Origin of the sequence: Gimesia aquarii, from assembly GCF_007748195.1 — a bacterium.
GTDB lineage: Bacteria > Planctomycetota > Planctomycetia > Planctomycetales > Planctomycetaceae > Gimesia > Gimesia aquarii.
On the sequence record NZ_CP037920.1, the window covers coordinates 3,961,108 to 3,982,693 of the forward strand.

Genomic DNA, 21,586 nt, shown 5'->3' on the forward strand with positions numbered 1-21,586 from the left:
CCGTTCAATATGAGCGAGGATTGTGCCTGCTTCCCAAGATCCTTGAAATCATAAAACAAGAAGGAAGGTTGCCCCCCGCATGGGTAAACAACTGATTCAAACGCATCAATTTTCGAACGGCTTAACGCTGGTCATGGAATCGATGCAAAATGTTCAATCTGCCGCATTTTCACTCATGGTTCCGGGCGGCAGTATTTACGATCAAGCGAATCGACATGGAACCGCCAGTATCCTCTCCGATCTCATCACCCGTGGTGCCGGTCCCTATGATAGCCAGCAGCTTTCCAGTGCCCTCGATAATCTGGGTGTCCAGCGGCACGAAGGTACTTCGAGTGCCCATATTACATTTAGTGGTGCTACGCTCGCGGATAATCTGACAGAAACGTTCAAAATCTATAGCGAGATTCTCAAAGCACCGCACTTGCCTGAGAATCAATTTGATGCTTCCAGAGCGGGGGCCGAACAGGCGCTGCTCTCTGTGGAGGATGATCCGCGACAAAAGGCAATGGTCGAATTAAAACGTCGTTCCTTTCCCGCGCCCTGGGGCCTGCCCAGTGATGGCGAGTTGGCATCGCTGCCCAGTATCACGATTCAAGATGTCAAGCGGCATTATGAAACCTGTTTTCATCCGAACGAAATGATTATCGGAGTCGCGGGAAAAATCGACTTTGACGAGGTTCAGCAATTGGTGGAAGAGACCTTTGGTTCCTGGAAGTCCAGAGACATCAGCGAAGAGCCGGCGATGGTCTTCGACGACGAAAAAGTATTCTTCACAAAACAGGAGACAACACAAACCCATCTTGGCATCGCCTACGATGCGGTGCCTTATGGTCATCCCGACTATTACACTTCCTGGGCGGCCGTCGGTATCTTAAGTGGCGGCATGAGTTCCCGGCTCTTTACTGAAGTCCGCGAGAAACGGGGATTATGCTATACCGTGTCCGCTTCACTAACCGGCATGCCGGGACTGGGGCGTGTGCTCTGTTATGCAGGCACCACATCGGAACGTGCTCAGGAAACATTGGACGTCACAATACAGGAATTACTTCGTCTGGGCGAGGGAATTGAAGAATCGGAACTTGAGCGCTGTAAAGCACGCGCGAAAAGTTCGCTGATCATGTCGCAGGAGTCCACATCGTCCCGTGCGTCTTCGATTGCCCGCGACTGGTTCTATCTCAAACGCGTGACTACACTCGACCAGATCAATGACGAAATTCAACAACTGACAACCGCGCGCGTGCTCGATTATGTGCATGAGTACCCCGCCAGGAATTTCACCATCTTAACGATCGGCCCCCAACCCTTAGAGGTTCCCAGTGATATTTCATAACACACAACTCGATAACGGACTGCAGATCATTGCAGAACTCAACCCGCATGCACACAGCGTGGCCATCGGCTATTTCGTGCGCACCGGCGCACGTGATGAAGTTATGCCCGTTTCCGGTGTCAGCCATTTTCTGGAACACATGGCCTTTAAAGGCAATGAAAAATATACCGCCGATGATGTGAACCGCATCTTCGATGAGATCGGCGCTAACTACAACGCCTCGACCAGCGAAGAAATTACGCTCTACTATGGTTCCTTCCTGCCGGAATACATCGGCACGGCGATGGAACTGCTCTCCACATTGATCTATCCGAGCTTAAGACAGGACGATTTTGACATGGAGAAAAAAGTGATCCTGGAAGAGATCGGCATGTACGACGATCTGCACAGTTTCACTGCCTATGAAAAAGTGATGCAGGCACATTTCCAGGGGCATCCGCTGGGACAAAGCATCCTGGGTTCCGTGCAATCGATCACCGATCTCACTTCGGAACAAATGCGTGCGTATCACGCCAAACAATACATGGCCGGCAATATCACACTCGCCATCGCGGGCAACGCCGATTGGGACCAGGTTCTCGAATTGGCACACCAATTCTGTGACGCCTGGCCCGCCGGTTCCACAGACCGCCCGACCGACGAAGCACAACCGGCTCCCAGCACACAAACCATCATAGAGAAACCGATTCAGCAACAGCACATCATGCAACTGGGACCCGCACCGGCGGCAAAAGACCCGCTACGACTGGCGGCCGAATTACTATCGGTCATCATCGGCGACGATTCCAACAGCCGCATGTTCTGGACGCTGGTCGATCCCGGCTTAGCCGAGTCCGCCGAACTCGGCTTCAACGAATACGACGGCAGCGGCACCTGGCTGACCTATCTCTGTTCCGATCCGGAACTGATCCAAAGCAACCTCGAATTGATCCAACAAATCTACAACGAAGTCAACTCCAACGGCATCACCCAGGAAGAACTAGACCGCGCCAAAAACAAAATCGCCTCGCGCTTAGTCCTAAGAAGCGAACGCCCAATGGGGCGCTTATCCTCCTTAGGCGGCAATTGGGTCTACCGTCAGGAATACGTTTCGGTTGAAGATGATCTGAAACTTCTCAACAGCGTGACTCTGGAATCGATTCAGGAACTGTTGGAAAAATATCCGTTGGGGCATAGCACGACGGCCGCAGTGGGGCCGATGGCGGCTGTTGCTGATTAGAGCATAACCTTAACACAGCGCCACTATTTCTGTCTGGGGAAATCTACCTTAGAAACATCTGAATAAATCGTCTATTAACATACGAATCTCAAAACATTTGAACATATTTCACGATTATCACTAGTATTCTTGGGTTCAACATGTTATTCAATTAGAATAAGACGTTTTATGGGAATTGGCAATATGTATATGTAATTGTGCCTACATGTTTATACCCTTGCGATTTACCGCCCATGTTAATGATTCGAATGTTGCACTACATTATGAATTCTTTCCAAACGTTATCATTCGTTGTAGCCAATAAAGACTTAGTTCTTAAAAAAGTCAGGTTGCTTCTGTTCGTACTCTTTTTGCAAGTGCTAGTCGCTTGCGAGTCACATTCAGTAGACGATAAGCCTAACAATAAAGCCACCCAGATCAATAATTTGATCGAATCAACAGAGGCCCACATTTTGTCTGTTGATGAGCCAATATGGAATATGGGTGAAGTCGTTGTAAAAGGAGGGAAGATCGACTTCGATCATGAGTTTGTCCTGCAAAACAACTCTTCAACGGACGTCGAAATTCTGAAAGTCAAGAGTACCTGTGGCTGTCTCGCAGCCAAAGACTATCGACGTCAAATTCCCCCAGGAGAAACATCAAAGATCAAAGTGACAATGTCAGTATTCGGTCCACCAGGACCTTTCGAACGACAAGTTACCGTAGTTACCGAGGGTGAATCTGGAATTGTAGAGATGCCATTGATTGTCAAAGGCCAACGTGCCGTGTCGGACATGCTCTATATAACACCGAACAAGTTCACTTTCGGTAATATACCTCAAGGAAAGGTTCGCACTCGAATCATTTCACTAGCTCGGTTTGACGGAACACCGGTCTTGTTTGACCGCTTTGAATCTTCATCGCCTGCCCTGAAAATGCTGGGAGATGGTGAGATTGACCTTCGCTCAGATCCATTCGATAAACAGATTGAATGTATTGAAGTGACCGTCGAATTGGATACCACCAAGTTACCAGTCGGTAACTTTTTGATTCCGGTCACTCTAACAACTTCACATCAAGTAACAGATGGTTCAGATCAAATAACAGAAGGAGTTACCAGTATCCAAACTAACGCCGTTGGGCGAGTTGTTCCTCCACAAGGACCGTGGGTGAGCCGACTCATTCTACGGAATCTTCTTCCGTCCGAAAAAATCGAAATTTCACTCGTGCGGGCGGATTACTCAGGATTGGTTCCCTGTATCGACCAGATATCTTTTCACGGTGCAGAGCAACTCATGTTTGTTCTTTCGGAGAAGAACAGCAAAAATACTGAGCAAGGCAAATGCGCTAAATTAGTTTACGCTGTGATTAACGATCCTGAAAACATTCCACCAGTTATGCGAGGCAAACTGGAAATTATCACAAAACCAAAGTCTAAAGAGCCAATTGTTATACCAGTTTTTGCCTTTCCGCCAAGCAAAGTCACCAGGGCTGAGGGCACTTGAATTCACTTTACTACTAGCAGAGCAGGTAAAAAATTCGATTGAAATACAACGGGTAACTCACGCGGCGATTAATATAGTATGCCGTATCAGCCTTAATTAAAGGAGCGAGAAATGTCGAAAACAGTTTTTTTGGGAATCTCTCTGATTATGTTGGGTACCACCATTGCAGCATTCGGTGCAGACTTGCAAAACTCCGAGTGCAAACCCGTCGGTAGTTTTCAGTGCCATCATCAAGGGGAACGTAAGTGTAAACGGTTGGAAAACGAAAATGGTAACTGTGGTGGTTCATGCTACGAATGCCTGGGTTCAACGACCTATCCGCCCAAGATGTGCTTTTACAAGGAGGGCGAAACTTGCCCGCCATTAGCTCCAGTAAACTGCGGCGACAAACATCCGGGGACATGTAAAAAACTCGGTATGGATTGTCTTTGTGAATTCAATATCACAGTGAAAGACGGCACTTGTAATTTTAGTTCATGCTAGACTTGTCACAAAGCATTATCAATTGCACAGAGGGCACTCCTTCGAGCATTATGGTTTGTGATTTTTTTAAAATGGTCCACTTTTACTTTCCGATCTGGTGAAGTGGTCAAGAGTTGAATCGTATGAACAGATTTCAAACTAACACTGATGCAGGTCAGTACTTTTATTCAACCCATCTAGAAGAAAGTTTGGCCTGCCACATCACCACCTCTTAATTAAAAGGAACTACCAAATGTCTAAAACAGTATTTTTGGGAATCGCTTTAATTATTCTGGGTACCACTATCGGGGTATCCGCTGCAGATATGGAAAACGCAGAGTGTAAACCGGTAGGTGGGTGGCAGTGTCATCACCATGGTCCCAATAAGTGTGCTCGCTTGGAACGAGAAGGAAGTTGTGCTGGTGGTACATGCGACATGTGCCTCGGAACCACAACCTATCCCCCCAAGATGTGCTTTTATAAGGAGGGCGAAACATGTCCCAGGCTAGCTCCTGTAAACTGTGGCACCAAACATCCAGGTACATGTGACCCCGATGATTGTGGTTGTAGCATCAACATTACCGTGACCGATGGCACGTGTACGTTCAGCTCGTGCTAGGTCTCTTATGCCCCCTAAGGCTTAAGTAGTCACTGCGACTTGCTCGATAAGGACAAGATCATTGCGAAAAGGTGTTTAGAAGGTATCTGAACAGGGAGTCGCTCAGATACCTTCTTTGGTTTTTTTAACGCTGTCATTGAAGAAGTAGGCAAATGCGCTGCGCATAAATAACAACTGACCACTCTAGGAAAGCGTTACTTTCATGAATCGATTCCATTTTTTTGTTCCGAAACTCACATTGTTGCTTGGTCTCATCTTTGTCCCACATGCATCTGCTACTGAGATCTCAAATAAAGCTTTTTTATCACTCCCCTCAGAAGATCAAGTTGCACTCTTTTCTGCGCTATTAGAAGAACGGGATCAAGTCTTAAAAAACCTCATCGTTCAGTCTGTCACGAAAAGCTACAACGTTACTTACAAAGATGGCAAAGCAGGAGAGCCAATTCCGGGGAAGGACCATGGTCGTTACGAAACGGAAATTCGTTTTCTCGATGGCGACTATTGGGCGAGCATCGATTGGTACCTTCCAGACGATAGTGAAAACGTACCCACAATGCATGTTGAGACAACACTTGACGTTTCAGAAGGTCGATCACGTTCAAAAGCAAAACATGGTAAACTGTCGGGAGTCTATGGTGCAATTGACACAAAGGAAGACATGTTAATTAAGGCAAATCGTTTCCACTATTGGTTTGATGGGGACTATGATGAACCAGACGCGTTCATTTTTAAGTTTTTGAAGCGGCATCTCAGCCAGATTCAATTTTCGGATCATACAACGATTACCGGGGATCCTGATTTACTCTCCCGATGCGTTTTTGGTATGATCGAAACGTTCGACAAAAAGAAAAAAATTAACAGCACTTATGAATTTGTGTTCGACCCCCAACGAGGCTTTCTTCCGGTAATGATTCACGGAAAGTTAGTCTATGGTGCCAGTTCTCCGAATCCAGGAGTAATACGTTATGAATATAACGAAGTAATTCATGAGGCAAAGGAGATCGACGGCGTATGGTTCCCTTGGAAAACAGAAATCATAGCTGCAAATCAAAGATCTATTCAAGATGGCTACGCAACCGTCAACGCATCGGAAGCGAAGATAATTTCAATTGATAAACTCAATTCAGATGATCTGACTGTTGAATTTGAACCAGGAACTGAGGTCAATGACCGGATCAAAGGAGAGTGGATTCATGTTGACGATAAGGCTGGTTTCACAAATACATCAGCAGAAAATAGTGATGGTTTCAGTAAAAGATCGTGGATCTTGGTGGCAAATTTGATCGCAGCTGGAGTTTTTCTGATAGTATTTGGATTAGTAAAGCGACGCAAAAAAACTACTAATGCAGGAAAATAAAACGGGCAGCGAGCATGTCAATATAGTCAAGAATTGAGAGGTTATCTTAATATTGATGTTCGATCAAATTCGAATGGTTTGTACTCCCTCGCGTCTTATGGTTATATTGCTGCTAACTTGCCACATCGGCCTACTTTCCTACGGCGCTGCGAGGATTAGCCCGACATCGCTGGAGACTTCAGCGATGGTAGCAGGTGTCTATCATTGGAAGACAGGGAAGGTCGACCTTTACGAAGTAAACCCACCACTGCTTCGATTGATTGCGACGATTCCTGTCGTGCTTGCTCAAGCTCATTTTTTAGTGGAGCCTTCCGACATTGAGGATTCGTTGCGACCCGAGTATTCGCTTGGCCGATCATTCATCTCGTGGAATAGCCAACACTTCCAGAGTTTATTCGTGTGGAGCCGATGGGCCTGTATTCCATTCAGTGTGCTTGGTGGAATTGTGGTTTACTTATGGGGACGGGAACTCAGTGGAACTGCTGGTGGCCTTGTATCTCTGACACTCTGGTGCTTCTCTCCTTCTATCCTCGCTTACGGACAGCTAATGGCCTGTGACCTCGGAGCATCAGTGCTTGGACTGCTTGCAAGCTATAGTCTGTCCAAATGGCTAGACATTCCTTCCTGGCACCGTACCTTTGTTGCTGGTGGCCTGCTTGGATTAGCTCTACTTGGTAAGTTGACATGGATAGTATTACTTCCTTTGTGGCCAATCCTTTGGTTAATCATTCGATGGATTGCCGGAAAACAAAACTTTCGGGCCGAACTACCAAAGATGGTGACTATAATTATTGTGGCAGTCATCACCTTGAATGTGGGATACGGTTTCAAGGGGACAGGAACCCCTCTAGGTAAAATCAAATTCGTAAGCCATTTTTTTGGGGGAAAGGAAACTGCTCTTACCGCAATACCGTCTGTTGACCAAAATACTTTTAGCAACTCGTTCATCGCTGGTGTGCCTATTCCGTTCCCTATTTCGTTTGTCATCGGATTAGACAAACAGAAATTTGATTTTGAACAGCGGAACTTTTCGTACCTCCGTGGGGAATGGCGATCACCCGGATGGTGGTGGTACTATCTATACGCATTACTCGTGAAAGAAACTTCTGGCTTGTGGCTGATGTTTATCGTCGCCACGATATTCGCTTTGTTCGCCGGCGGCCCTCCGACGACAAAACTGCTTTTGGTGATTTCGCCTGCGTTGGCTGTACTTGTGATTGTTAGCTCGCAGATTGGGATGAACGCTCACTATCGTTATGTCATTCCAATTCTTCCGTTCGTGTTTATTTTCGCCAGTACGTGGGTTCGATTACTATTCGTGGATAAGCTCTCCAAAAAATACCCGCAGAATTTAGACCGTGGATCACAAAGCATCTTCCGATTAGCGGGCATCTTTATACTGTGTGCTGCCATCTTAAATCATATTTGTTCGTCGCTATATCTGAGCCCACACACTTTGGCCTATTTCAATGAAGTTGCCGGTGGTCCCAGACACGGGCATGAACACCTCTTGGGAACAAATATTAGCGTTGGTCAAGATCTGGCCGCTTTAGAAGAGTGGTGCAGTAATCATCCCAAAGCGGGACCTTTTATTGCTGCTATTGATTCACCGGTTCCAAAGCGTCATTGGAAAGTGCCTCTTGTAGATAACGAGAATTTGCTGGCCTCAGCACATCAACAAAACGTTCGTCCTATCTGGTATGCGATAAGCGTGAATCAACTTTGGAGCCGAGACCGGCGATTCGTATTCTTAAGGCACCAAACGCCATTTGCCCGAGTGGGAGACGCCACGCTCGTGTTTCGGCCACCACAGAGCTAATGGTTTAGAACTAGGAACAACTATTTTATCGATAAATCAAAGGTTCCAGGAACCGATTTCAGTTCGATGCAGCTTCAATGTCACTTGCTTGTAAAACACTAATTAAGGAAATGCCGGCTTTCCGCAAATTTTCTGCTCCGCCGGTTTGCCTGTCGATGACACAGATTGCAGTGTCCACGTCGATTCCGCTTGCCCTCAGCATGTTTGCTGCATCAATAATCGCACCTCCGCTCGATACAACGTCCTCGACCAGGACAATCCGCTTCGCGGCCAGGTCCGCTCCCTCGGCGAACTTGCACGTGCCATACTCCTTTGGTGCTTTGCGAATAAACGCCGCTGGAAGTTGAGAGAAGTGACTGAGCATTGTGACGACGGGGATGCCTCCCATTTCCAATCCACACAGCACCTGCGTCTTTGCTGGTACCAATGGTGACATTGCTTTGGCAACGTCAGCCAACAGAAGTGGATCGGACTCAAAACGGTACTTATCAAAGTACAGATTGCTTTTCTTGCCACTGCGCAGAGTGAAATCTCCATGAATTTCAGCGGCTTCTTTGATCCTTAAGGCGAGGTTCAAAACTTTTCTCCCATATTTGTAGTCTTTAAAAATGTTAGAGTTCCGTAGGATTACCAGCATCGTTGAAGTAGTAAATGTTTTCATGCTTGAATCCCCATCGACTGCCGATTTTCCGAACATGTGGTTCAAACGTAAAACCTGGCACAGCACCAAGAGCGCGACAATTACCTTCCTCAACGAACTCACGATCGTCCAATGTCTTTGCGATGCTATGTCCAACGTTGCTAAGGAAGTCTAGATTTTCAAATCCCTCCGAAGTAATCTGCTGATTCGCAAAACTATATAGATCGCCAAACGTTGTTTGTGGCGTCACAAAACTTCGAACCCGAATGTGTAGCTCCTTAACAAATGCAATCCCGCGCTGAAACTCAACGTCAACTGGAGTACAGACAACGCGGCCATTTTCGACGACAAAAGACCTCGCACAATCTCCCCAAAATGATTCTTTGCACGGGCTCAGGTCAACGGTGACAAGGTTTGTTTCGCCTACAGGCTCCGTATCAGGTTTGTAGTCACGACCGGAGATGGATAAACAACTTCGAGCGCCCAACAGAACAAGTGCGGGACAAGCATAATACCACGTCTGTGAAAACCCGAGCCGTGCAAGTCGTTTGGTTGCAAATGTCGCGATACTCCGTTCTGTGGATGTCGGAGAAATGAAGTCCGAAATCTCGGTAAGAACCTGTTTGGCGGCTCGCTGGACAGCAAGATATTGAGAAGACGGAATCATGAGTTATGGTCTCCTACCAACACTGACTGATTATGTAGTTAAACTGCTTCCCACCACTACAATGGCACCAGTTTACAAGTATACTCTCTCGTTCTAAAAAACAAGTCTGGTAGTCATTATGTGAGCGAAAAGCGGATTTTGTACTACCACGAAAGACACGAAAGGCACGAAATTTTTGTAAAATAAAACCAGTCTGAAGACTCTGTTTTTTTCTGTTTAAGTAACAGTCATTTCAGCTGAGAACCAAAACCTAGCAATCTTTATCTACTATGCTCGAATGACACGTGAAGGATCTTCATCTGTGGTGTATTGGGGAATATCGGGTAAACTCTTTCCGACGTGTTTTATTAGCGGGTGGCACTGTCGGCTCGTCCGACAGTGAAAAACAGGGGCAATCAGTCTTAATGCCAAATGAGTTTGGCTGAGATGCTTAGAGTTTAACAGAGATCAAATGTTTTGTTTCAGCAATGATTGTTTCCTTGATTGAACTGACCCTTGGTTCCAATGTCATTTTTAACACAAACGAAGTAGAACTATGTGGATGATCTTCTGGTTTGTCTGTTCTATACCAAGCACTGTCGGGCCAGCCGACAGTGGCACGCGGAGGATAAATTATTACGAGCAGAGGCCTGTTGTTTCAATGGTGTCAATTATGGTGAAGGGCATGGGGTGGTCAATGTGGATTTGCGCAGTTTTGTCTGAGAGATGGTTCAACGCGGAACCACATTTGCGCAGATTTGTCTCGAATGTTGTCAAAAATGGATCGAAATTCAGGTGCTCAAACGGCATTCGTTTTGGGGACGCTTTTCACAGACTCTACTATCGTAGGGTTTTTGATGGTGATCAACATGACCTACGTTGCTTTCTTCACTCACAGAATTTTCTCACTCGCGCGCGCGAGCCACTTAAGCAAGCAGTTTCGTCAGAGTCACGACGGTGTCAAGTCGAAAATCAACACTGAAAATCAGGAACCAGATTCCCCTCTTTTCAGGTTGTGTTTCGACATTCTGTTCTAGGATTTTTGATGTCTCTCTGGTACTGTGAAAGATGAGGGAGAGGCTGACTATTGTAAGCGTCATGACAGCAGAAGGAGCGTGCCGAATTGTTTCTATTTTGAGTTACTTGAAGAAGGGGAGTACCATGTTTCGTTGCTGCACCATTCTTGCCGGTTTTGTGTTCGCGTTTGCTGCTCTAAATGAGAACGAGACTGCTCAGGCACAATCGATTCAAGTTCGTTTCTCACCAATTTCAAAGAATTCCAGCGTCAAGCCACTTGAACTCGTGTACTTCATTCGTACCGACAAAATCACCAGCACTGCCAGGAGTGACACGCTTACCAAAGAAGCCAAAAGATATGGCGATATTCTGGATACGAACCAATGCATTCGCAAACAGGGGCCGGCAACGGAGCAGGACTGCGTCGGTTTTATTACTGAACGTCTATTTTGGGGCGGCAACCTCTCCTCGCGAAATCGTGTTGCGGAACTACGCGGTCCGGGAGCCAACGATTTTTATCTTAAATTTATGCCACGATTTTGTGAAAAAATTAACGGTGAGTCCGCACGAAAGAAAGGCGATATTGTCGCCTGCATACAGCACTACCCAAACGGCACACAGAAATGTATGCACGTGGCGATTGTCACCGACAACGGTAAGATCCTGACGAAGGATGGTGATGAGAGTGTGTTTCTTGTAACGGGGGGAAATAAATCTCTCAACGTGCCCTTTAAAGATCACAGTTTTGAGTACTGGCGATTGAAAGAAAAATTGCGTGCAGAAATGCTGTACGATTTCTCTTTCGGAAAGAAGAAAGAAGAAAATACGATATCGTTTTTGATTGGTTGGGAACCCGTCGACAGCAAAACTATTCAGGGACGGTTTTATCTTCCAAAAGAGTTCGTTCAGGCACTAGGTAAGAATGCTAATTTGGACGTTCTCTCATTCATCGCAAAACAAAAAAACGATACTTTTGTGGTCAACGACAATCATTTTACTGAGCAGATTCAACAAGTTGCCGATGCTCTCAACAAGGCAACCAACAAGAATAAGAAATCAAAAGACAAAGTAGTCATTGATCATGTTTCATTTACACTCCGTGGATCGAGAATCAAATGGAATATTGAAGGTGTCTCCAAAACGACGACCACGACTTTCAAGGATGGTCAAAAAGAGGTGCGTTCCAGCAAGAATCCTTTTAGTGCTGTAGCCACCCCTCACGAGAAATGAATCAAACGAAGGGCCGATTGGCTCTGATTGGAAACTACGTATGTCTCATTCAACTCATTATTCTCAACGAACCGTTACTATATGGCTCGTGTCGTTCCTGTCAATGTGTAGCATGGCGTGTGATGATCAAAAGCAGGAGCCAAACGTGATGTCGGAACCCAAAAAAGAGGTGAGCCAGGAAGTCATTCAATTTCATCAAATTGTCAAGAACGGCTCACTAGAAGAACTGCAGGAGCAGTTGAAAACTGGCATCGATGTCAATACACCGGGTCGCAATGGGGAAAACGCATTGATGGTGGCGATTGTCGCTAAAGATTCTGAAAAGATAAAACTGCTCATTGAGCAGGGGGCTGACCCGGAATTGACGGACGATTTTAATGCGACCGCGCTCAGACACGCCGTTCATGCCAATTTTGTGGAGGGGGTACGGTATCTCCTCAAGCGCGGTGTTGATCGAGGTCTGCATCCGAAATATGCACTTAAGAAAATTGACTATGGCGAGATTACTTTCGACCTGAGTCAGTCTGAGCTTCCAGAAGAACTCAAGGGGGTGATGACTAAAGAGGAATGGCAAGAGTCCATGGAAGAAACCAGTCAGATGATGGCTGAAATGGGTCAAAATCCGACAGTGGAACCTATTATCGGCGATGTTTACAACGTCGAAATTCTGAACCTGTTTCTGGAAGCCGGAGACGACTTGAATCTGGCAATGCCTGAAATGAAACGTTTGCTCCTGGGACTGAGCGATAAAGCAACATTTCAGTCATCACCCCAAGATTATCAGACTTATAAATCACCCAAATATGGAACCCAGAATCCGGAACGCATGGAAAATCCGTTCTGGAACGACATGATCCGCATTGGCTGTAATGCCTACCGAGCGCGCGGGCATTTCAATGATAGCGATTCCTTTGATGGAACTGTCTGGTGCTATGATCGCTTTGGTTCTTCTTTAACGCCGCTGAAAGATGGTCGTTTCGTGCAAATTGGGGGCGAACATGAAGATTATTATGACCCTGATTTCTATATCTACAACGATGTTGTAGTTCATGATGGGAAGGGCATTTTTGAGATCTATGGTTACCCCAAAGATGTCTTTCCCCCGACCGATTTTCATACGGCCACACTTGTGGGCGACTGGATCTACATAATCGGATGCTTGGGTTATCCCGAGCAGCGGGTCGATGGGATAACTCCCGTGTATCGATTGAAGGTGGGATCCTGGAAAATTGAAACAGTTAACACAACAGGAGAAATGCCGGGTTGGCTCTATGAACATCGTGCGAGTTATGATCCTACGAAGAATGTGATTCGTGTAGAGGCTGGAAAGATTCAAGTCATCAAGAAAAATGATGAAGCTGAACTCATTCCTAACGCACAGCAATTCGAGTTAGATCTTTCATCATTCAAATGGCGGAAGCGAACATGAACTGCTAAATACAATTGAATCACAAGTAAAGTATTGAAAGGTGATCGAATGGCGGCAGAGAACTTAATCGGATTGATTGACACAACGTACGAATATTTCGGAGCACTCGGAAACTGGCATCAAGACCCTGCTGGTATTGATGCAGTCCGTGAAATTCGCGACCGGATGGTGCGTGATTTAGAAATGTTCGAAGGCGAGCCGTCAAAGTCTGAGGTAGCTGAGCTCTGTCGCGAATGGCGGGCATTGCGGATCGAGTTAACAGGGGAAGCAACTTACCCGCCGGATATGTTTATCGAAAGTGTCTGTCAGGTGATCGAGATTTCGTAGTTGGTGTTGAGAAGGGAACCGATTTTCGGAAGTTTGGTGTTATTGCTTGCCCAGTTGGAATAGTGTCTGAATTTCGGCATCCGACAATGCTGTTCCATAGATGGAGAATTCATCAATCCGACCGTTCAAATTTCTGACTTGATCCGATTTGTAATTCCGATTTGGTGGAGGGCTCCAGTTCCCAAGTTCGGCTTTTCCGATCCGCAGCTTAAACGGTTCGATGACTGGTTCTCTGGTGCTGTCGTTTCCCGTTGACAGTTTCTCATGATAGACGGGAATTCCATCAAGATAATGAGTCACCTGATTGCGTGGACGGTCAATCACAGTGGCGAGATGGAACCAGCGTCCCAAGTCGTTGTAATGTAACATGACTTGTTTTGTAAGGAATAGTAGCCGGTTTGTATCTTTTGGCTGAACCCCGAGGTCAATTGTGCCATCCGATCGGATTTGCCAGTGCACGTCTCCTTCTTCAAACTCATCCGTTAACATGACGGAATTGAATGAACGATCGAAGCCATCCAGGCGCATCCAAGTTGTCATTGTCAAAGAATCATATTTACCAGGAATGTCGAGCCGTACTCTGTCATTAGGCCGCTTGAATTCCAAAGCCTTTTTGCCAGCCCAACGCCCTTCAGTCCATCGACATCCAATAATGGCACCATGGGTTTTCTCGTCTTGCAGATTGACTAACGTCTGTGGTCTGTCGGCATCTAACTCGAATTCGAAGTGCACGATCAGAGCAGGGTGAGATCGAACGAATTCACGGCTCAGCTTCCACCTGTCATATGTATCGGCCGCAGACTGTGCCACCATTTGAGATACCAGTTTGCTGTTCGTGAAACGATTCGGATCTGACTTAATGGGTTCCCAGAGGCTTTCTGTATTGATGGAAAGTCCTGCCCCCGACTTGATCAATCGCGCCGACGAATTCTCTGTGTTAGGCCGCACTTCGACCTCGCCATCAAAGACATGTAGTTCCTGGTCACCATTGCCTTTGACTTCCACGGCAAATTCTGTCCCCAGATCAACATATTGTGCTTTGGAGGTTTCAATCACAAAACCTCTGGCCTGAGGAGGCACATGCACGCGAACTTTTCCGCTGTGTAACACACCTTTAAAGGGCGTCTTCAGATCCAGAGTTGCCGGGCCTTCGATGATGACAGAAGCGCCACTGAGCAAAACAATTTCCACCACGCCGGCATCGATTTTAATTGGCCCGGACTCAATCGAATCTCCGGAACGATATGCTTTGGAAGAGGCCCCCCAAACTACATTTGCCAAGCTTTGTAGCACAGCTACAGATTTACCAGAGGGGTTCGGATTTGATGGTAAAGCATACGAAGGTTGCTCAGGTGAATCTAAAACTTGCTCTTCCGGCTTTGTGGCCACGAGTGGTTTCTCAGCACTGCTGGAGGGAACTGTAATTACCGGTTTCTGTTTTTCAGCAAGACTTCCTTTCTCTCTTTGCTGCCTTGACCAGAACATACTCAGCCCCACTATGATGGTGAGTACTGTTATTATAGAGATGGCAGCCCAGTGTTTTCCTGAACGATTGATGGCTGATTGAGAACGTCTTCTAACAGGAGGTGGCAAGGGACCAAATTCTTCATTACTACCGGCAACCAGATCAGCAACCTCATAAAGTGAAGAGTGTACTCGCATCTGACGCCGGAACTCAACGCGTGCGTCAGCATCCGATTCCAGGATCGCTTCCAGAGTGGCAAACTCTTCAGCAGAGATAATGCCGCAACAATAACGATCGATTAATTCGTTGGTCGCTACAGAGTCTTTTGAATGTCCAGAATTTGAATTCATCGTACTGAAGCCTCAGTTTGCAGCCGGACACACTTTTCCAAGCGCCGTCTCAGCCGACTAATATTCTTGTAAACACTGTTGACGGTTCGGTCCAGTTGCTCGGCCAACTGATTTACTTTCATCCCTCCACCATAGGCCACCATCAGCAACCGACGATCCTCTTCGGTAAGCTTATTCAGGCAACCATCCAGGGCTTTCCGTATTTCTCCGCGTTCGTGTTCCTCTTCATTTGCGTATTCTTCTGATAGTGTGGTCAATAAACCTTCACCAAAAACCAGACGATCTCGTGAAAGCCTGCGACGGTACATCAGTATCTCGTACCGTGCAATCACATAGGCCCATGGCAGGAAACCGGAGTCGTCTTCAAGTTCTCCAAACTTCTTCCAGAGAACGGTACTGATTTCCTGCATGACTTCGTCCACTTCATTGTTGCCCGGCAGGAAGTTATATAAATAGGAACGAATCCGCCGTTCATTCTCTGTAAACAGGCGCACGAACCGTTCCGCTTCCTCATCTCGAGAAGATGAAGCATGATTGGAATATCGCAGGATGTTTTTTGAATGTTCCATTACAAGTAAACTGCCGCAGACACTGTAAATGGCCATGAATAGTGAATGAATTCATTCATTTTTCATAAAAAACAGAAAAAGGGTGTCAAGATTTGAACTCTTCGGCAGTAAATGCCTGGAGAATGCTCATATTCCAGACTACTTATGCAAGATCATTCCCCAACATTACCACGATAGCTCTCTACATGTTTCCGGAACAAGTCCAATTTTTAATAACGCCTATTACTAACGAAAACCATATTTCAGCATTTTTCGGCATCGGGCCTCGCTGAACATTTTCATTTTTCCTTTATTCATTAGGACGCGCCGCTAATGCCCAGAACCACACTTAGACACAACTCAAAAGGATTTACTCTTATTGAACTGTTGGTCGTGATCGCTATCATTGCGATTCTGATCGCACTCTTATTGCCATCCGTGCAACAGGCCCGTGAAGCGGCTCGACGAAGTTCCTGCAAGAATAATTTGAAACAACTGGGGCTGGCCTTCCATAATTATCACGATGTGTTTTCACAATTCCCAATTCAGCAAACGTGTTGTCTCGCACAACCATCGCGTATTCGACACAGTTGGACGGTTCGTATTTTGCCGTATGTTGATCAGGCAACCATTTACAATCAGATCAATTTCAGCACAAATGGCATGAGTGGAACTAATCTTACCTTGAAGCAAAACAATCTTGCTGTAGTCATGTGTCCTTCTGATCCATTGGCTCAAGATCGAGGTATTGGTGCTGACGATGGTGGTTCTGCTGAACGAGCACAAACAAACTACGCGATTTCAGCTGGAGGGCATCCCAACTCTACTGCTACCACGCCTGGAACCTCAGGCGCTGCTTTTGCCCAATTTGGTGGCGTTCCTAAATCTAGTGATGTACGGGGCATGTTCAGCCGAAGTGGATACTCTGCAAAAATCAGCCATGTGACCGATGGAACAACAAATACAATCATGATTGGAGAAGTCGTGGGGGCTTTCTGTCGCTGGCAAGACTGGGGTTACCAAAGCTGGGGGACAATGGCACATCCTATCAATTTCCGGAATGAGGAATTGATCGACGGTACACTCGGTGTCGGAGATGCCAATGTCTGCATCGGTTTTCGCAGCCGACACGAAGGAGGGGCCTTCTTTACGATGGCTGACGGTAGTGTGCATTTTATAAGCGAAAATATCGATGGTAATCTTTATCGCAACCTGGGAGACAAAGCAGACGGCAATACCGTAAGTGGATTTGGTGGTTAAGCTTTTCACTTCTAATTCAACCAAGAATTCGATCATCTACCTTACTTTGTGTAGTTGTCATGAAGTAAGGCATGATCGAATTAACCTCTTGCTCTACAAAATCAAATCATCTCAACTTGAAAGGCGATTTATGTCAGGCTCTCAGTCAGGAATCGTTTGTCTTTTATTTCTCTTGATTTGTCTAACAGTTCACGGATGTGGCGGAGGGGCTAATGATGCCCCAACCGTTGCTGCGGTGACAGGAACAATTCAATTCAATGGAAAACCACTCGAAGAAGGAACCATCGTTTTTCATCCGACTTCAGGCCGGTCCGCTTCAGGAACAATCAAGCAAGGCAAAATTGTCGAAGTCACAACGACAACCAAAGGAGATGGTGCCCCGGTTGGCGATGCTAAAGTCACTATTTTCTCAACGAAGCCCGACCCTAAAGATCCCTCTGGCATGGGAACCATTTCGCTCATTCCCCAAAAATACAACGATGTCAAAAAATCTGGTCTAAACGCTCTGATCAAGGGCGATGAAGAGAATACCGTTAGCTTTGATTTGAAAAAATAATCAGTGAAAACATTGAACTAGCACTCTAGCAGCCGCTAACAATAATTCATGAACATCAAATAAATAGATGTCTCGACTAATAATGGAAGTGAAAAGTCAGTCTGCCAATTAGATCGAACTAGATCGGGCCTGTTTGGCAGGCTGACAAGCTTCTATACTCACCGCTCGAGATTATTTCATCGATTGATCAGTTCGTTTATGAATCGAACCATAATCGCATGAGAGCAGTGATTGCCTGGGGACGTTCCATGGGAGACATGTGACCGCACTCTTCAATGATTGTGAATTTCGCAGCTTGAATATGATCGGTAATAAACTGAAGTTCTTCGGTGGGAAAGGTCTTATCTTCTCGTGCATGCACAACCAAAGTGGGGCAGGCAATGTTAGGCAACAGGGTCTCAGTCGCGTAATCATTGACCATGGCTTGAACCTGATGTTCATAACCAGCAGGCGAAAACCCTTTTAACATCTCCTGAAGCGGCTTGACAAGTTCCTGATCCTGGATGCGATCAGGGTGAATAATATTGATCAGGTTTGCATCCAATGTTTCAATCAATAAATTACTTCTAATATTACTCAAAAACTGGTCGAGAAGCTGAAGGTGTTCTGCATTGTATCTGGAATATGTATTAAGCAACATTAATTTTGAAACTCTCTCGGGTGCAGTCGCTGCAACTGCTTGTGCAAGCCATCCACCAAAAGAATGTCCAGCCAGACAAAAATGGTCGGGTGCCTGGCTGAGAAACGAATCCACGAGTTCTGCCCTACGAAGAGCTTGGTCAAATACCTTTACTTGTACATCAAACAGCTCTCCCAAATGTTGTTTTTGGTGCTGCCATATAACCTCTGTACTACCCAAACCAGGAATCAATATCAGTGTTTCTTTCATCTATGATCTTACTCTCTAGAACGATAAACCATCGTAAACATGCAAATAGAATGCAGGTTTGTTGTATGATGTTTCACTCCAAGTGTAAATTTCCACTGCGAATTTTTTTGCAGTTCTCAAGACTAAACGATGTTGCACCTGGAATACCATCGGAGGTAACCTTAAATTCCAAAGGAGCCGAAGAGACAGGCACAGTGCATTCATAGATTGTGTACCCACCTTCGATCTCAGGTGTGTACTGAAACGTGAGCTTATTATCTTTAACATGCAAGGTTTCAAGTGTGATGGAACCCTGTCCAATGTCGAATCGCTGAGACTGGGGGGGCGCAATTTGGGTATTGAGATATATAACAAGATTCTGTTCGTCAAACCGAAAGGCGCTCGGTTTCGGTGATGAGTCGACAACTGCTTTGGTTACGTTTGGTTTTTGAGTCGATGCATTATCAGACGGCCCACAACCGCAGATGAATACCAGACCGAATACTAATATGAGCTGCCTCATATTCTGAAGCTCTGATGTCGATGAACTTGAACGAGATGGAAGCACTATCCGTTTCCATCAAAATGGTGATAACATTCAGCGAGCATATTTTGTTGATGAACTCTCTGAGGTATTGAGGGGCACAATATAGTAATCGAGTCCATTAAACTGTTTACGTTTCCAATCTTTGTGTGGTAGGGGATTAACCGATTGAGGAATCATTTTAGGAACGTGAGGTGTCAGCGTCACAGGAACTGTGTTTTTGACACTTCGCTTTTCCAGGTCCGCAACTCGTTTTTCGAGCTTTGCAATCCGCTCGAGTAATTTGGTTACTTTGGCATCCGACTTTGTTTGAGCGTTCTCTGTTTCAGGAGCACTCTTTAATCCTTCAACAGTTATACAAAACAGTAACGTCACTACCATCAGTGAAAGAGACCATTTTTTCATCGTCGGAACTCCTTACATTGGATTTTGAATTGTTTACGATTCGGCTTCATTTAGAACCAACGAAACCGCTTATGCGACAGTCTGCTAACCTACAATATCCAACTCTCGACCATATTATGATCGTATCAAAAAACAAAATCGCCAGTCAACAGGTATCTTTATTGCATTACTATTTAAGGATATAAGAGTAATGTCCCCAATATTTCTACTCAACAGTGTTACCCAGTTCCCTCAAAAGTTCAAAGGTAAAAAGTCCTGTATTGTGTCCATCACTGAAGGTGATCCGGTAAGCGTAATTACCAGCGGGAACCATTTGTGTAATTTTGATAGGTTCAATCTCACTGGGTGAAAGCAGGGGAAGCTTCATAGGATCTGCAGGTTCCTCAGACTTACTATGCCGGCAAGCGGCACAAGGGCATGCAGTACGTAACTGCGAAAATTCATAACGCCGTCGTAGACCATCATTCCATTCAATGAGTAAGGCACTGTCGTCAACAATCTTTAATTCTGTAAGGAAAAGCTCCATTTTATATTCTTCTTTTTTATAAACATCAACTTGATTTTTCAGGCATTAACTTAATAGCGGCTTCACCACATCACCATGCACATCGGTCAGGCGGTAGTAGCGTCCTTGAAATTTATAAGTCAATTTTTTGTGATCAATTCCGAGGCAATGCAAAATTGTCGCATTAAGATCATGGACGGGTAGGGCGTTTTCAGTGATGTTATAGCTGAAGTCGTCGGTCTGCCCGTAAGTCATCCCTGGTTTCATTCCACCACCGGCAGTCCAGACGGAAAAACAACGTGGGTGATGATCGCGCCCGTAGTTGGTGGCAGTCAGCGTGCCTTGACAATAAACTGTTCGCCCAAATTCTCCGGCCCAAACGACAAGCGTATCATCCAACATACCTCGTTGTTTTAAATCGAGAATTAAAGCAGCTGTTGCCTGATCCGTTTCTTTAGCAAGTTGCTTGATTTTTGTTGGTAAGTTCAGATGATGATCCCAGCCACGATGATACAACTGGATAAACCGTACTCCTCTTTCCGCCAGACGTCGCGCCAACAAACAGTTGGCAGCGTATGTGCCCGGCTGCTTTGCTTGCTCGCCGTATAATTCAAATGTTGTTGCAGTTTCTTTTGAGAGATCAGCCAATTCTGGAACGGAAGCCTGCATACGAAAGGCAAGTTCATACTGTGCAATCCGCGTTGCGATTTCTGGGTCTCCCTTTTGCTCTAGGGACAAGCGATTCAGGGCGTCTAAATCATCGAGCATTTCACGACGAACCTGTTGATCAATGCCTGGTGGATTCGCAAGAAAGAGCACGGGATCGCTGGAACGACGAAATTTCACTCCCTGATGTTTTGTGGGTAGAAAGCCACTTCCCCAGAGTCGGTCATACAATGGTTGGCCACCCGCACCGGATGTCAAGGCAACAAAGGTAGGCAGATCTCGATTCTCACTACCTAAACCATACGAAATCCAAGAACCCATACTGGGACGTCCCGCTTGAATACTACCTGTCTGCAAAAATGTGATTGCCGGATCATGATTGATTGCTTCGGTAAACATCGATTTCACGACGCAAATCTCATCAGCGATTTTTGCTGTATGCGGCAGGAGCTCACTCATCCAAGTTCCACTTTTACCATGTTGAGCAAATCGAAACATGGATGCGGCAATAGGAAAACTTTTTTGACCGGAAGTCATACCCGTTAATCTCTGCCCGCGGCGTATTGAATCAGGCAGTTCGGTTTTATGATATTTTTTTAATTCCGGCTTATAATCAAACAAGTCCATCTGAGATGGTGCCCCAGACTGACTCAAATAAATCACCCGCTTGGCACGCGCGGGGAAGTGTAAACCGCTGATGCTGGCCTTTTGCTGATCTGTCGCTTCCGCTTCTTGCAACAGAGTCGCCAAAGCAGCCATTCCTACACCGGCAGCATTTTTGCGAAGAAATGCACGCCGATTTACCGCACTCTGAAATCCATGAAATGTATTTTGCATGTG

The 21,586-nt window shown here is 45.9% G+C and carries 22 protein-coding genes; 13 read left to right on the forward strand and 9 right to left on the reverse strand.

Annotated features, from left to right (window positions below; all coding sequences use genetic code 11):
• The first annotated feature begins 79 nt into the window (after positions 1–79).
• The 7 genes from V144x_RS15345 (at position 80) to V144x_RS15375 (ending at position 8,290) form a co-directional block, all read left to right on the forward strand.
• Positions 80–1,330: a M16 family metallopeptidase gene (locus V144x_RS15345; protein WP_144986007.1), complete on the forward strand. Its 1,251-nt coding sequence runs from the start codon at positions 80–82 to the stop codon at positions 1,328–1,330.
• A complete protein-coding gene (locus V144x_RS15350) occupies positions 1,317–2,549 on the forward strand; it encodes a M16 family metallopeptidase (RefSeq protein WP_144986008.1) in 1,233 nt (410 codons plus the stop codon). Before V144x_RS15345 ends, V144x_RS15350 begins: the two co-directional genes overlap by 14 nt.
• 263 nt (positions 2,550–2,812) lie before the next feature.
• A complete protein-coding gene (locus V144x_RS15355) occupies positions 2,813–4,033 on the forward strand; it encodes a DUF1573 domain-containing protein (RefSeq protein ID WP_197998449.1) in 1,221 nt (406 codons plus the stop codon).
• Between the two features lie 111 nt (positions 4,034–4,144).
• On the forward strand, positions 4,145–4,516 hold the full coding sequence (locus V144x_RS15360; protein ID WP_144986010.1) for a hypothetical protein: 372 nt from the start codon (positions 4,145–4,147) through the stop codon (positions 4,514–4,516).
• A 232-nt stretch (positions 4,517–4,748) separates the two neighbouring features.
• Positions 4,749–5,114: a hypothetical protein gene (locus tag V144x_RS15365; protein WP_144986011.1), complete on the forward strand. Its 366-nt coding sequence runs from the start codon at positions 4,749–4,751 to the stop codon at positions 5,112–5,114.
• A gap of 202 nt (positions 5,115–5,316) precedes the next feature.
• Positions 5,317–6,471, forward strand: coding sequence for a hypothetical protein (locus V144x_RS15370; RefSeq protein ID WP_144986012.1), 1,155 nt, complete (start codon positions 5,317–5,319; stop codon positions 6,469–6,471).
• A gap of 55 nt (positions 6,472–6,526) precedes the next feature.
• The gene (locus V144x_RS15375) at positions 6,527–8,290 is read left to right on the forward strand and encodes a glycosyltransferase family 39 protein (RefSeq protein WP_144986013.1); all 1,764 of its coding nucleotides are present in this window, start codon (positions 6,527–6,529) and stop codon (positions 8,288–8,290) included.
• 58 nt (positions 8,291–8,348) lie between these two features.
• On the opposite strand, the gene pyrE is transcribed toward V144x_RS15375, so the two are convergent.
• Together pyrE and V144x_RS15385 are read right to left on the reverse strand one after the other, a co-directional pair.
• Positions 8,349–8,951: an orotate phosphoribosyltransferase gene (pyrE, locus tag V144x_RS15380; protein WP_197998450.1), complete on the reverse strand. Its 603-nt coding sequence runs from the start codon at positions 8,949–8,951 to the stop codon at positions 8,349–8,351.
• Positions 8,902–9,597, reverse strand: coding sequence for a M24 family metallopeptidase (locus V144x_RS15385; protein ID WP_144986014.1), 696 nt, complete (start codon positions 9,595–9,597; stop codon positions 8,902–8,904). The genes pyrE and V144x_RS15385 overlap by 50 nt, the downstream gene beginning before the upstream one ends.
• A gap of 537 nt (positions 9,598–10,134) precedes the next feature.
• Between V144x_RS15385 and V144x_RS28405 the strand changes: the two genes are divergently transcribed.
• From V144x_RS28405 to V144x_RS15400, 4 genes are all read left to right on the forward strand, one after another.
• Entirely contained in the window at positions 10,135–10,299 is a 165-nt protein-coding gene (locus V144x_RS28405; protein ID WP_197998451.1) for a hypothetical protein, read from the forward strand.
• 438 nt (positions 10,300–10,737) lie between these two features.
• A complete protein-coding gene (locus tag V144x_RS15390; RefSeq protein WP_144986015.1) occupies positions 10,738–11,823 on the forward strand; it encodes a hypothetical protein in 1,086 nt (361 codons plus the stop codon).
• Between the two features lie 148 nt (positions 11,824–11,971).
• A complete protein-coding gene (locus V144x_RS15395) occupies positions 11,972–13,252 on the forward strand; it encodes an ankyrin repeat domain-containing protein (protein ID WP_197998452.1) in 1,281 nt (426 codons plus the stop codon).
• A 48-nt stretch (positions 13,253–13,300) separates the two neighbouring features.
• A complete protein-coding gene (locus tag V144x_RS15400; protein ID WP_144986017.1) occupies positions 13,301–13,579 on the forward strand; it encodes a hypothetical protein in 279 nt (92 codons plus the stop codon).
• 39 nt (positions 13,580–13,618) lie between these two features.
• On the opposite strand, the gene V144x_RS15405 is transcribed toward V144x_RS15400, so the two are convergent.
• Together V144x_RS15405 and V144x_RS15410 are read right to left on the reverse strand one after the other, a co-directional pair.
• A complete protein-coding gene (locus V144x_RS15405) occupies positions 13,619–15,394 on the reverse strand; it encodes a LamG-like jellyroll fold domain-containing protein (protein ID WP_144986018.1) in 1,776 nt (591 codons plus the stop codon).
• Positions 15,391–15,963 (reverse strand): sigma-70 family RNA polymerase sigma factor, encoded by a 573-nt coding sequence (locus tag V144x_RS15410; RefSeq protein WP_144986019.1) that lies wholly within the window; start codon positions 15,961–15,963, stop codon positions 15,391–15,393. Before V144x_RS15410 ends, V144x_RS15405 begins: the two co-directional genes overlap by 4 nt.
• 312 nt (positions 15,964–16,275) lie before the next feature.
• Between V144x_RS15410 and V144x_RS15415 the strand changes: the two genes are divergently transcribed.
• Positions 16,276–17,202 carry a DUF1559 domain-containing protein gene (locus V144x_RS15415; protein WP_144986020.1) on the forward strand — a complete coding sequence of 309 codons (927 nt, stop codon included), beginning with the start codon at positions 16,276–16,278 and terminating at the stop codon, positions 17,200–17,202.
• A 130-nt stretch (positions 17,203–17,332) separates the two neighbouring features.
• Positions 17,333–17,758: a hypothetical protein gene (locus V144x_RS15420; protein WP_144986021.1), complete on the forward strand. Its 426-nt coding sequence runs from the start codon at positions 17,333–17,335 to the stop codon at positions 17,756–17,758.
• Between the two features lie 196 nt (positions 17,759–17,954).
• Here V144x_RS15420 and V144x_RS15425 read toward each other — a convergent pair whose 3' ends face one another.
• From V144x_RS15425 to V144x_RS15445, 5 genes are all read right to left on the reverse strand, one after another.
• A complete protein-coding gene (locus V144x_RS15425; RefSeq protein ID WP_144986022.1) occupies positions 17,955–18,647 on the reverse strand; it encodes an alpha/beta fold hydrolase in 693 nt (230 codons plus the stop codon).
• A gap of 73 nt (positions 18,648–18,720) precedes the next feature.
• Complete coding sequence (locus V144x_RS15430) at positions 18,721–19,149, reverse strand: hypothetical protein (RefSeq protein WP_144986023.1); 429 nt, start codon at positions 19,147–19,149, stop codon at positions 18,721–18,723.
• 75 nt (positions 19,150–19,224) lie between these two features.
• Entirely contained in the window at positions 19,225–19,575 is a 351-nt protein-coding gene (locus V144x_RS15435) for a hypothetical protein (RefSeq protein WP_144986024.1), read from the reverse strand.
• Between the two features lie 205 nt (positions 19,576–19,780).
• Positions 19,781–20,101 (reverse strand): DUF971 domain-containing protein, encoded by a 321-nt coding sequence (locus tag V144x_RS15440; RefSeq protein WP_144986025.1) that lies wholly within the window; start codon positions 20,099–20,101, stop codon positions 19,781–19,783.
• A 45-nt stretch (positions 20,102–20,146) separates the two neighbouring features.
• Positions 20,147–21,583, reverse strand: a complete 1,437-nt coding sequence (locus tag V144x_RS15445) for a DUF1501 domain-containing protein (RefSeq protein WP_144986026.1) — start codon at positions 21,581–21,583, stop codon at positions 20,147–20,149.
• Positions 21,584–21,586 lie beyond the last annotated feature (3 nt).